General features: G+C 41.4%; 10 protein-coding genes and 1 tRNA gene. All 11 read right to left on the bottom strand.

Annotated features, from left to right (window positions below; all coding sequences use genetic code 11):
- Positions 1 to 112: 112 nt before the first annotated feature.
- A complete protein-coding gene (locus ABEQ24_RS07275) occupies positions 113 to 1,567 on the bottom strand; it encodes a peptidoglycan DD-metalloendopeptidase family protein (RefSeq protein WP_430006156.1) in 1,455 nt (484 codons plus the stop codon).
- Between the two features lie 371 nt (positions 1,568 to 1,938).
- A tRNA-Phe gene (locus ABEQ24_RS07270) sits at positions 1,939 to 2,011 on the bottom strand.
- A gap of 441 nt (positions 2,012 to 2,452) precedes the next feature.
- Positions 2,453 to 3,739, bottom strand: coding sequence for an adenylosuccinate synthase (locus ABEQ24_RS07265; protein WP_430006155.1), 1,287 nt, complete (start codon positions 3,737 to 3,739; stop codon positions 2,453 to 2,455).
- An 899-nt stretch (positions 3,740 to 4,638) separates the two neighbouring features.
- On the bottom strand, positions 4,639 to 6,003 hold the full coding sequence (gene dnaB / locus ABEQ24_RS07260; protein ID WP_430006154.1) for a replicative DNA helicase: 1,365 nt from the start codon (positions 6,001 to 6,003) through the stop codon (positions 4,639 to 4,641).
- Between the two features lie 166 nt (positions 6,004 to 6,169).
- Positions 6,170 to 6,619: a 50S ribosomal protein L9 gene (gene rplI, locus ABEQ24_RS07255; RefSeq protein WP_430006153.1), complete on the bottom strand. Its 450-nt coding sequence runs from the start codon at positions 6,617 to 6,619 to the stop codon at positions 6,170 to 6,172.
- On the bottom strand, positions 6,616 to 8,595 hold the full coding sequence (locus tag ABEQ24_RS07250) for a DHH family phosphoesterase (RefSeq protein ID WP_430006152.1): 1,980 nt from the start codon (positions 8,593 to 8,595) through the stop codon (positions 6,616 to 6,618). Before ABEQ24_RS07250 ends, rplI begins: the two co-directional genes overlap by 4 nt.
- Positions 8,596 to 8,690: 95 nt before the next feature.
- Positions 8,691 to 9,620 carry a YybS family protein gene (locus ABEQ24_RS07245; RefSeq protein WP_430006151.1) on the bottom strand — a complete coding sequence of 310 codons (930 nt, stop codon included), beginning with the start codon at positions 9,618 to 9,620 and terminating at the stop codon, positions 8,691 to 8,693.
- Positions 9,621 to 9,768: 148 nt separating this feature from the next.
- Entirely contained in the window at positions 9,769 to 10,008 is a 240-nt protein-coding gene (gene rpsR / locus ABEQ24_RS07240; RefSeq protein WP_029282950.1) for a 30S ribosomal protein S18, read from the bottom strand.
- Between the two features lie 43 nt (positions 10,009 to 10,051).
- Positions 10,052 to 10,588, bottom strand: a complete 537-nt coding sequence (gene ssb, locus ABEQ24_RS07235) for a single-stranded DNA-binding protein (RefSeq protein ID WP_430006150.1) — start codon at positions 10,586 to 10,588, stop codon at positions 10,052 to 10,054.
- A gap of 39 nt (positions 10,589 to 10,627) precedes the next feature.
- The gene (gene rpsF / locus ABEQ24_RS07230; RefSeq protein WP_070878903.1) at positions 10,628 to 10,915 is read right to left on the bottom strand and encodes a 30S ribosomal protein S6; all 288 of its coding nucleotides are present in this window, start codon (positions 10,913 to 10,915) and stop codon (positions 10,628 to 10,630) included.
- Positions 10,916 to 11,027: 112 nt separating this feature from the next.
- Positions 11,028 to 12,128: a redox-regulated ATPase YchF gene (gene ychF / locus ABEQ24_RS07225; protein WP_430006149.1), complete on the bottom strand. Its 1,101-nt coding sequence runs from the start codon at positions 12,126 to 12,128 to the stop codon at positions 11,028 to 11,030.
- Between the last annotated feature and the right edge of the window lie 362 nt (positions 12,129 to 12,490).

Here is a 12,490-nt window from a genome sequence, read left to right as displayed (position 1 = left end):
GTTCATCAAGAATTCAGTGAAAACTTACACTAAACCTTTTTTCATTCAATAAAGACAAAAACCCGGCATTTTGCCGAGCTGAAATAAGGAAAACCTCTAGCAAAGCTAGAGGTTATTTTTTCAAGTAATTAAGCGGATTTTTCAAACTTCCGTTTTGGTAAACTTCAAAATGCAAATGAACGCCTGTTGAACGTCCGGTAGATCCCATGACACCGATTTTTTGGCCTTGAGATACGGTTTGACCTACAGAGACAGAAATAGAGTTTAGATGTGCGTAGACTGTTTTCATGCCATTGCCGTGGTCAATCTCAACTTTGTTTCCATAGGCTCCCGAGTTGCTTGCATAAACAATTTTCCCATTATCGGCAGCTTTAATTGTACGATCACTTACACCTGCAATATCTATTCCTTTATGCATTTTTCCCCAGCGAGTGCCAAGCTTGCTTGTTACAGTCCCGCCGACAGCAGGCCATGCTAAAGATCCATTGCCGCGTGAAGGAACGACTTTCGTGCCTTTAACGATAATTTCCTTTACCGGCTCAGTCAATGTTTCATCCTTTGTTGTATCGCGTTTCACTTCATTTCCGTTTTCTTTATAAACAATATAATTTAACAGCTTTTGACCGTCTTTGCCTTCTTGCTTCGTTTTCTTGTCGCCCTTGAACATAGAAGAATCTTCAATTACTTCTGTTTCATAAGCAATTGCTTCTTTTTTGGATACTTCTTCTTTTACAAGAACATTTGTAAATGGTTTATACTCTTTTACATTCAGTTCGTCACCAGGTTTAATAACATCTTCATCTTCTAAACTTGGATTGAGTGCAAGTAGATCTTCTACAGTAAGTTTATATTCAGCAGCTACTGTACTGAGTACATCAGCACCATCAACTTTGTGTTTTTTCTCTTTAAGTGTTCCTTTTTCCAGAAGCTCTAAGCCTTCCTCGGCCGTAATCAGCTTATCGGGAGAAATTTTTCCTTCTGAAACTGAAACTTTATCAGAAAAGGAAACGTCTAATATACGAGATTGATTTTCTTTAATAGGCTGCAGAGGCACGGTGGATTCTTTCATCGTATCAAGCTGCTTTAAAACATCCTCTGACACATACTTGCTTTTAAATTGGTTTAAAACACGTTCTGCTTCTTCTTTATTTTTGAAGTACGCAACGTTATGATCGTCTACCTTAATGGATGCAGCTTCTGCTACAACATCCATTTCTGCATGAAGCTTATTTACTGTTTCTTCGTTGTTTGAAACAGGACGAAACATTTGCTCTGGGATCATTTCAATTTCTTCAACCGTTAATTGATAATCTTTATAGTTCTTTTTGGCCTCTTCAACTTTCTGCTTTGAAAGGTCATCAATTAACTGCTGACTGTCGACTGTACCAATTCTTTCTCCATCTAAATAAACATGATATACCGTTTCAAGCTTTTCTTCCGCAGATGCAGATCCGATGCCAAACGACAATGCTCCTGCAAAACCCAAACTAAAAAAAGCCTTCTTCATTATGCTGTTTTTTGTATAGTGAACGTTGTTTCCAACGAATCCATTTATGCGCTTAAACACGATTTAATTTCCTCCCAATTAACCACTTCTAAGTACTTTATCTATCATTTTATAAGCAAATAGTTCTATTTCGACAAAATTCTATTTTTTTATCACTATATTAAATTAGCATATTATCAGAAAATTACCTAGTCATTTTGCAAAATGTAACATTTCTGTATTATTGGTGACATAATTTACTGCTTCCTGACAATATATACCCATATAAGCAGAATTTATCATGATGAGAATGTCACATAAAAAAAGCACAAACGCCTGTTCTGACCGAGGAGTTGAGCGATTCTGCTCGCCATCGAAGCGCAAAATTTTATACTTTCTTATCTCTAAAGAAAAAAGACATGCATCCTAAAAGGATCATGTCTTTTTTTGAGTGGCTCGGGACGGAATCGAACCGCCGACACAAGGATTTTCAGTCCTTTGCTCTACCGACTGAGCTACCGAGCCATGTTTAAGTATGAAGTACAATGTTGTTTTGTTCTTGGGACCTTCGCCCAAATTTCAGGAAGCTTAGCCAAGCAGCGGCTCAATTTGTGCGCTGATGTGAATGCTTCTCAGCTTATTCGATCGTGCTCTACCGACTGAGCTACCGAGCCATGTTTATGTAATCTTTTCACAATGTTATGTAAAACGCTCTTTAACACCGGACCTTTATTATTATAATGTATGTCTCGCGGAAATACAAGGAAATTTTTAATATAAATAAAAACTCATATCGATTACTATCTAAATAATATCTTCAAATTCCCAAGTTTACTGGGAAAAGGCTTTTTCGATTTTTGCAGGGTACGATTCGGGCGCTTGGGCGCTTCCTTGCCTTCCATAACAAAAAAAATTTTGATACTATCTAAAAATCGAAAGGAGGCAAGCCCCCTTTCAATCCTTTACTTAGCTGTATACGCTTCTTACAACATTTGTTTGTGTTCTGTCAGGTCCCACTGAGAATACTGATAGAGGGATGCCTGTAAGCTGTGATACACGCTCGATGTAGTTGCGTGCGTTTTGCGGAAGCTCACCAAGGTCGCGGACGCCTGTGATGTCTTCTGTCCAGCCTGGAAGCTCTTCATAGACAGGTTCACACTCAGCAAGTACTTTTAGGCTTGCAGGGAAAGATTCCATGATTTCGCCTTTGTATTTGTATGCTGTACAAATCTTTAATGTTTCGATGCCAGTTAAAACGTCAATGGAGTTTAAGGATAAATCCGTAATTCCGCTGACACGGCGTGCATGACGGACAACGACACTGTCAAACCAGCCTACGCGGCGTGCGCGGCCTGTTGTTGTACCGTATTCACGGCCGACTTCGCGGATATGATGTCCGATTTCGTTATCAAGTTCAGTAGGGAACGGGCCGTCTCCAACACGAGTTGTGTATGCTTTAGAAACACCGACAACATGGTTGATTTTCGTTGGTCCTACACCAGAACCGATTGTTACTCCTCCCGCTACCGGGTTTGATGAAGTAACAAATGGATACGTACCTTGATCGATATCAAGCATAACGCCCTGTGCACCTTCAAATAACACGCGTCTGCCTCCGTCAAGAGCATCATTCAAGACAACAGCTGTGTCGCAAACGTATTGCTTGAACTGCTGACCGTATTCATAGTACTCATCAAGGATTTCTTCAATCGTGAATCCTTCTGTCTCATAGTACTTTTCAAGCATGCGGTTCTTTTCTTCAAGGTTTCTAGTTAGCTTTTCTTCGAAAGACTCACGGTCCAGTAAATCAGCGATGCGGATTCCTACGCGCGCTGCTTTATCCATATATGCAGGGCCGATTCCTTTTTTAGTCGTACCGATTTTGTTTGCGCCTTTGCGTTCTTCTTCCACTTCATCAAGTTTTAGATGATAAGGAAGAATGACATGCGCGCGATTGCTGATGCGAAGATTGTCTGTGCTTACTCCGCGCTCATGAAGATAAGCAAGCTCCTTTATAAGAGCTTTCGGGTCTACTACCATTCCATTGCCGATTACACAGGTCTTTTCACTGTAAAAGATACCTGATGGAATTAAGTGCAGCTTATATGTTTCACCGTTAAATTTTATCGTATGTCCAGCGTTATTCCCGCCTTGATAACGAGCGATAACCTCTGCATTTTCTGAAAGGAAGTCGGTAATCTTTCCTTTACCTTCATCTCCCCATTGTGTTCCAACTACTACTACTGAAGACATTAGTGTGCACCTCCGGTTTTTTGCAATTCTTTCTCTTTTCGCACGATCAAACAAGCTAATTTTACCAGCAAACGAATCGAAAGTCAACGAAAAGACGAACATTAATAAGATTACATTTTAATTTCGTTCGTAATAAATGGCGATTGCGAATGATTTTGTTCATCTTTACATAGATTCCCCTTGTTTTAGGGTTTCATTCCAGATAGGAGAATGCGTGTGTCGGTTTGGATAGAGGTGAAAATCGTAGATGTTACAATATGCGGAGATCTGTTCTTATATAATGTGTCATCACTAAGTTTGCAGCATATAATAAGGGCTCCAGCATAAGATAAGTGCTTCAGAACTGAGTTTGCTGCACTTTATGTGGGTCATAATACGTGAAAAGTGCTTCAGAACTGAGTTTACTGCACTTTATGTGGGTCAAAACACGTGGGAACTGCTTCAGAACCGAGGTTGCTACACTTTATGTAGGTTGCAACTCGTGAAAAGTGCTTCAGAACCGAGGTTGCTGCACTTTATGCAGGTTGCAACTCGTAAGAAGTGCTTCAGAACTGAGTTTGCTGCACTTTATGCGGGTCATAATACGTGAAAAGTGCTTCAGAACTGAGTTTACTGCACTTTATGTAGGTTGCAACTCGTGAAAAGTGCTTCAGAACCGAGGTTGCTGCACTTTATGCGGGCCAAAACACGTGAAAAGTGCTTCAGAACCAAGGTTGCTGCACTTTATGCGGGTCAAAACACGTGGGAAGTGCTTCAGAACCGAGTTTACACCACATTATGAGCGCGCAGCACCGAGAAAAGTGCTCCACAACTCAATTCCTGCAATAACCCCCTAAATAAATCTCCAATCATCGCTAATCATCCTTCTCCACAAAAAAAAGCTGTCTTCAGCGACAGCTCTAAGCACCTGGCGGAACACCGGCATCATCGAATCGCCGTTCCAGGTTAACGAATTTATTGTATTCTTTTACGAAAGCGAGACTGACGGTGCCAACTGGACCGTTACGCTGTTTTGCAATGATAATTTCAATGATATTTTTATTTTCGGATTCCTTATCGTAGTAATCGTCACGATATAAGAAAGCAACAATATCCGCATCCTGCTCAATACTTCCTGATTCACGGATATCTGACATCATAGGACGCTTGTCCTGGCGCTGCTCAACTCCGCGTGATAGCTGGGATAAGGCGATAACAGGCACTTTTAATTCCCTTGCGAGCGACTTAAGTGTCCGCGAAATTTCAGATACTTCCTGCTGACGGTTATCTTTATTTCGTCCGCTGCCTTGAATCAGCTGCAGATAGTCAATCAGGATCATGCCAAGGCCGCTTTCCTGTTTGAGGCGCCGGCATTTTGCACGGATTTCGCTTACCCGGATACCAGGTGTATCATCTATAAATATCCCTGAATCCGATAAGCTTCCCATCGCCATGGTGAGCTTGCCCCAGTCTTCCGGAGTTAAGTTACCTGTCCGCAAATTTTGTGCGTTAATGTTGCCTTCTGCACAAAGCATCCTCATGACAAGCTGATCTGCCCCCATCTCAAGACTGAAGATCGCGACGTTTTCATCTGTTTTCGTGGCCACGTTTTGAGCGATATTCAAGGCAAAAGCGGTCTTACCAACAGACGGACGGGCAGCTACAATAATCAGATCATTTCGCTGGAATCCTGCTGTCATTCTGTCGAGCTCTGTAAAGCCCGTGGCAATTCCGGTAATGTCGCCTTTTCTTGTGTGGAGCAATTCAATGTTATCGTACGTTTGAACAAGGACATCTTTAATATTCTGGAAAGCTCCCGCGTTTTTCCGCTGTGAGACCTCCATGATGTTTTTTTCTGCTTCATTCAATAAAACATCCACTTCATCTTCACGGGAATAACCGTCTTGAGCAATCGTTGTAGCTGTTCGGATCAATCTCCGCAAAATCGACTTCTCTTCTACGATTCTTCCGTAATATTCGATATTGGCAGCAGTCGGTACTGCATTTGCCAAATCACTTAAATAGGATACTCCGCAGATTTCCTCTAATAAATTGGCATCCGCAAGCTCAGAGGTTACTGTTACTAAATCCACAGGCTCCCCTTTATCCGCAAGCTTCAGCATCACATTGTAAATCTTCTGATGAGATGCTCTGTAAAAATCTTCTGGAATCAGAATTTCAGAAGCGGTGATTAAAGATGCGGGTTCTAGAAAAATCGCTCCGAGTACAGCTTGCTCCGCCTCAATATTTTGCGGGGGAATCCGATCATCAAACATTTCATTCATGATGATCACCGTCCTTCTTTGATTTAATTAGAATTGAGCACGCCTTGGTCAGTTCCTGCAGACAACTGAGGAGTAAGGCCCTTCAGCTCTAATTCTTTATAATAAGAAAAAATGTGATGCTGCGAAAAGAAGCAGCATCCATTCACACATCACATTTTACATATGATTATTTTTGTTCTGTTACATGCACCTTAACAGTGGCTGTTACTTCCGGATGCAGTTTTACTGGCACATTTGTATAGCCTAGAGCACGAATCGCATCAGGAAGATCAATTTTGCGTTTATCCACTTTATGACCATGGGTTTTCAGCAGCTCATCAGCAATTTGCTTGCTTGTAATGGACCCGAATAAGCGGCCGCCCTCTCCTGATTTCGCCTTAAGCTCTACCGTTAAGCTTTCAAGCGTTTCTTTTAGCTCCACAGACTTTTCAAGCTCTGCTGCAGCTTCTTTTTCTTCTTTTTTCTTTTGGCCTTGCAGCTTGCTGATCTCTGCCTGATTCGCTTCAATCGCAAGTCCTTGTTTAATTAAAAAGTTATGTGCGTAGCCGTCAGCTACATTTTTAACTTCCCCTTTTTTCCCTTTACCTTTTACATCTTTCAAGAAAATAACTTTCACGACTTAGTTCCTCCTTCTAAATACTCTTCAATCGCATGTTTTAATCTTTCTTCCGCTTCAAGCAGCGATACATGCTCAAGCTGTGTAGCCGCATTTGTGAGGTGACCTCCGCCGTCTAAGGCTTCCATGATCAGCTGCACATTGATATCCCCAAGGGAACGGGCACTGATGCCGATTGTGTGCTCATTTCTTCTTGCAAGAACGAATGACGCCACCACACCGCTCATCGCCAGGAGCGTATCTGCTGTTTGAGCAATGATGACCTGATCAAAATAATCCTCTGAATCAGCATCTGATTTTGCAATGGCAATGCCATCTTTAAGCATATTGGTGTTTTGAATAATTTTTGACCGCTTTACGTAGTGATCAATATCTTCCCTCATGAATTTTTGCACGAGAATCGTGTCAGCGCCTTTAGATCTTAAATAAGAGGCTGCGTCAAATGTACGGGAACCTGTTCTGAGAGTAAAGCTTTTTGTATCGACTATAATGCCTGCGAGCAGGGAGGTGGCTTCAATCATGTTCATTTTCAAACGTTTTGTCTGATATTCAAGCAGTTCTGTCACAAGCTCTGCTGTTGATGATGCATAAGGTTCCATATAAACGAGCAATGGATCCTTTATAAACTCCTCACCCCGGCGGTGATGATCAATCACAACAACATTGTCGACTTTATTCAGCAGCTTTTCATCGATGACAAGTGAAGGCTTATGGGTGTCCACAACAATCAGAACCGTGTCATCTGTTGAGATTTCCAGAGCTTCTTCTCTTGTGATAAAACGGGACCATAAGTCTGAATGCTGCCTTACTTCCTGAATCAGCCGCTGCACGCCTGTATCAATCTCATTTTGATCAAGAACAATGAAGCCTTCTTTTTCGTTCACCTGAGCTACTTTCAGGATGCCGATGGCTGAGCCTATTGAATCCATATCAGGGTATTTATGCCCCATAATAATGACTTTGTCGCTTTCTGAAATAATTTCAGTCAGCGCATGAGAGATAACCCTTGCACGCACTCTCGTTCTTTTTTCCATCGGATTCGTCTTGCCGCCATAGAACTTCACTTTTCCGTTCGTCTGCTTAATGGCAACCTGATCTCCGCCGCGTCCTAATGCGAGATCAAGACTTGATTGAGCCAAATCCCCAAGCTCAGTAAGAGACGGCACGCCGGATCCTATACCGATGCTCAGTGTGAGGGATATATTTTGAACTGTCGTCTGTTCTCTTACTTCGTCAAGAATCGAAAACTTTCCTTTTTCAAGCTTTATTAAAATGTTTTCATTGAGAATGGCCATGAACCGTTCTGATGACGTTCTTTTCAAGAAGATGCCATTATCTGTTGCCCATTTATTCAGCAATGAGGTTACTTGACTATTTATGGTACTTTTAGTCTGATCATCCATGCCTTGAGTGACTTCATCGTAATTATCGAGAAAAATAAGGGCAAGCACAGTGCGCTCATCCTCATACTGCTTTTCAATTTCTGTCTGCTCTGTTACATCAAAGAAATACAGCAGTCTTTCCTCACGCTTGATAATGACTTTAAACTTCCGTTCGTGAAGTGTAATGGTTTCCGTATCAACCTCCTGCTTCACGAGGGGGACCAGGGACTCGGCTACATCATACATCGACCTGCCGACCAATGTGTCTTCATGGAAGCAGGATGTCAAAAACGGATTTGTCCATTCAATATGGTAATGTTCGTTAAATAGCATAATTCCGATCGGCATTTCCATCAAAGCTTCTTCTCCAACCCGCTTCAAACGGTAAGAGAGAGTAGAAATGTAGGTTTCCATCGCACTCTTAAGCTTTTTATCGGCAATTTTCAAAAGAAATAAGATCCCGCCTAATAGAAAGACGCAGGCAACACCGATCATCCATTGATAATAAAAGATAATGATGATGGCAATCGCGGTCAGTCCGATTAAGGCAAACAGGGGATACCTGATAAATGGTTTTTCATAAAAACTGGGCATTTTTGTTTCAGCTCCTCAAAAAACAGTGAAACATACGTAAGATTGCGGCTTACTCCTGCTGCGCACTGTATGAATCTAGTTTATGCGCAATTGTGCTATTTCTTCACGCGACCCCTTAAATTAAAAGCTAAATCAATTATACCTAAGATTCGCACAAGATACATCAGGATCGGCAGAATCAAAGAAAGAATGACTGCTATAACAGGCACAGCTTTCGAATATTTTTTCACATGACTGTAAAAGAAAATAAAAGAGAAACCCTGTACGACCAGCAGCACCTGCAGAACAAACAGCAAGTTTACAGCAGCAATATAAAGAAAGCTTCCTGTATCAAGATTTAAAAATAATAAGAAACTGACAATCAAGTAATACCAGACAATGCTTGACGGCAGCTTCCACTCCCGGAATGGCTTTAACGGCATCAGCTGGATTTTCAGTCTTTTTAGAACAGGAACCGTCACAGCATGAGAAAGTAAAGCAAAGATAAAAGAAACACTTACAAGCAAACTTGGAATTAAGTAGCCTATGTACTTCATTTGCTCTTCTAATTGATTAATCGCTGCTTCATTTGCTTCTTGACCAATTGCAGCCATCATTGATTTTGCCATTTCAATCGTTTCATTCATGCTGCCTGCAGCTTCTTCAATTGGATCGATTTGAAAAAATGCCACGGACGCTGCATACATGACAACAAAGCTGATTAGAAATGCAATTGTGCCCCCGATCAAAGCTCCGGCTGTTTGCCTTTTCTGATAAAAGTAGCCCATCACGATTCCGCTGAGGGCATATGTTAAAGTTAATGGCAAAGCAAACAAAGAACCAACTATCAATGTAATAAAGATCGAAGCGGCCATTAGAGTGAAAGCAGCTTTGATCCCGTGTCTTACCGTATAAAGGATAAACGGCAATGGCAAAAAGACCATTAAAAATGCCCCGATCAGCGGCAGATAAAGTGTCATTAATGTTAATACAGTAAAAAGCGCAAGTAAAATTGCACCTTCTGTCAGTACGTTAACCCTTTTCACAGTTTCACCTCTTTTATACTTCCAAGCTTATTTTAAATGAACCGTGTGTGACAAATCAAATAGATCAGAACACTTATCCTTTCATCCGCAAAAAGATTTCAGAATAATAAAAAAGCAGCAAGGAATCCTCACTGCCTTTTTCATCTTATTATTCGCCAGATACGTATGGAAGTAAAGCCATTTGACGAGAGCGTTTAATAGCAATCGTTAATTTACGTTGGTATTTAGCGCTTGTTCCTGTTACACGACGAGGTAAGATTTTACCACGCTCAGAAACGAATTTTTTAAGCAAATCTACATCTTTGTAATCGATGTGAGTGATTCCGTGTGCAGTGAAGTAGCACACTTTACGACGTTTTGCACGTCCACCTTTGCGTCCGCCTGCCATAGTTATTTCCTCCTTCCATTAAGAAATGCTCGTACTATATGTTTTAAAACGGTAAGTCATCATCAGAGATATCAATCGGCTTTCCATCATTAGCGAATGGATCGTCATCAAAGTTCGAACGGCCTTGATTACGCTGATTCTGATTTTGATTTTGATTTTGATTTTGGCTGAATGGATTTTGCTGTCCGCCTTGTCCACCCTGGCCTCCGCCATAATAATTGTTGTTGTTTCCGCCACCGCCGCCGCTGTTTCCACTGCCGCTTTTAGGTTCAAGAAACTGTACGCTTTCTGCAACCACTTCAGTTACATAAACGCGTTTGCCAGTCTGGTCTTCATAGCTGCGTGATTGAAGACGTCCATCTACTCCTGCCAAACTTCCTTTTTTGAGGAAATTTGCAACATTTTCAGCCGGACGGCGCCATACGACACAGTTAATGAAGTCCGCTTCTCTTTCACCCTGCTGGTTTGTGAAGGCGCGGTTTACAGCTAATGTAAAAGTAGCAACTGCTGCTCCAGCTGGTGTGTAGCGCAGTTCTGGATCTTTTGTTAGTCTGCCGACTAAAACAACCCGATTCATCATCAGAATCATCCTTTTTTAAAGATATCTAATCTATATGAATTACACTTCTTTTCTAGTTACCATGTGACGCATGATGTCTTCGCTGATTTTCGCTAAGCGGTCAAATTCTTGAACAGCTTCCGGCTTTGATGCAACTTGAAGAAGCATGTAGTAACCGTCACGCAAATCGTTGATTTCATAAGCAAGGCGACGTTTGCCCCACTCTTTTGTTTCTTCAACTTCCGCACCATTGTCAGCTAAGATTGTGTTGAAACGCTCAACTAGAGCTTTTTTAGCCTCATCTTCAATGTTTGGACGGATGATATACATGATTTCGTATTTATTCATCTCTTACACCTCCTTTTGGTCTAAACGGCCCTGAACGGGCAAGGAGCAATTAAACAATTCAATTACTCACAAGTTTAAATTATAGCAAACAAAACGACTTTAAGCAACCGAATTAAACATTAAAACGGAAATGAATGACGTCGCCATCTTTTACGATGTATTCTTTTCCTTCTAAACGCACTTTCCCGGCTTCTCGTGCTGCTCCCATAGTTCCTGCATTCAGCAGATCTTCATAGGAAACTGTTTCCGCGCGGATAAAGCCGCGTTCGAAGTCAGAGTGAATAACGCCGGCGCATTGCGGAGCCTTCATCCCTTTTTTAAATGTCCACGCGCGGACTTCCTGTACACCCGCTGTGAAATATGTCGCAAGACCAAGAAGTTTGTATGAAGCTTTAATAAGCTGATCAAGACCTGATTCTTCAATGCCAAGCTCTTCAAGGAACATTTCTTTTTCCTCTCCGTCAAGTTCAGCAATTTCAGATTCAATCTTCGCACATACAACAATCACTTCGGCTTTTTCATTTGCGGCAAATTCGCGGACTGCTTTTACATATTCGTTATTAGAAGCATCAGCCACTTCATCTTCAGATACATTAGCTACATACAAAACAGGTTTGCTTGTAAGCAAATGAAGATGCTTAACAATTTTCATCTGTTCATCTGTGAATTCCACTGAGCGGGCAGGTTTGTCGTTTTCAAATGCATCTTTCAGCATTAACAGAACCTCGTGCTCATAAACAGCCTCTTTGTCTTTTTGTTTAGCAAGCTTTCCGACACGCTCAATACGCTTGTCTACTGACTCTAAATCCGCTAAAATCAACTCAAGATTGATTGTCTCAACATCATCAATTGGATCTACTTTTCCTGAAACGTGTGTAATATTATCATCTGCGAAACAGCGTACAACGTGACAAATCGCATCTACTTGACGAATATGTGAAAGAAACTTGTTTCCAAGTCCTTCTCCTTTACTTGCACCCTTAACAATTCCTGCAATATCGGTAAATTCAAATGCAGTCGGAACCGTTTTCTTTGGTTTCACAAGATCTGTAAGCTTTTGAAGACGCTCATCCGGCACTTCTACAATCCCTACGTTAGGGTCGATTGTACAGAACGGGTAGTTTGCAGATTCTGCACCGGCCTGTGTAATGGCGTTAAAAAGCGTTGACTTTCCTACGTTCGGAAGTCCAACAATACCAGCGGTTAAAGCCATGGTTATTTCCACTCCTCTATATGAACAATATATAATCGATTAATCCGAATTCTAACCAATCTTCAACAATTATAGATAGTAACGCATGAAATGACAAGCTTAAGAGGGGATGTCATGAATGGTTAAAATCTGGTTTTAAAAGAAAAGCGCAAGCGCCCGTTTAGCTCCGACAGACAGATAAGGATCCGTCAGAAAAGGCGCTTTTTGCCTTTACTGGAGGATCCGTTCTGGCCGAGGAGTTAGGCGATTCCGCTCGCCATCGAAGCGCAAAATTTTATCCTTTCTTTTCCCTTAAAAAAGGGGGAAACCAACCGAAAAACAAGGTTTCCTCCCTAAATAAACCAATTTTTAAGCCATGAAAC

Origin of the sequence: Metabacillus idriensis (genome assembly GCF_050483325.1) — a bacterium.
GTDB classification, from domain to species: Bacteria; Bacillota; Bacilli; order Bacillales; family Bacillaceae; genus Bacillus_P; species Bacillus_P idriensis_A.
Note: the sequence above shows the minus strand (reverse complement) of the source record. Positions and strands in the feature narration are given on the sequence as shown.

Bases quoted from the DNA above. Each gene is read 5' to 3' on its own strand.
- ychF (WP_430006149.1), bottom strand. From the start codon at position 12,128: ATGGCTTTAACCGCTGGTATTGTTGGACTTCCGAACGTAGGAAAGTCA.
- rpsR (WP_029282950.1), bottom strand. From the start codon at position 10,008: ATGGCAGGCGGACGCAAAGGTGGACGTGCAAAACGTCGTAAAGTGTGC.
- dnaB (WP_430006154.1), bottom strand. From the start codon at position 6,003: ATGAATGAAATGTTTGATGATCGGATTCCCCCGCAAAATATTGAGGCG.
- ABEQ24_RS07250 (WP_430006152.1), bottom strand. From the start codon at position 8,595: ATGCCCAGTTTTTATGAAAAACCATTTATCAGGTATCCCCTGTTTGCC.
- ssb (WP_430006150.1), bottom strand. From the start codon at position 10,588: ATGATGAATCGGGTTGTTTTAGTCGGCAGACTAACAAAAGATCCAGAA.
- rpsF (WP_070878903.1), bottom strand. From the start codon at position 10,915: ATGAATAAATACGAAATCATGTATATCATCCGTCCAAACATTGAAGAT.
- ABEQ24_RS07265 (WP_430006155.1), bottom strand. From the start codon at position 3,739: ATGTCTTCAGTAGTAGTAGTTGGAACACAATGGGGAGATGAAGGTAAA.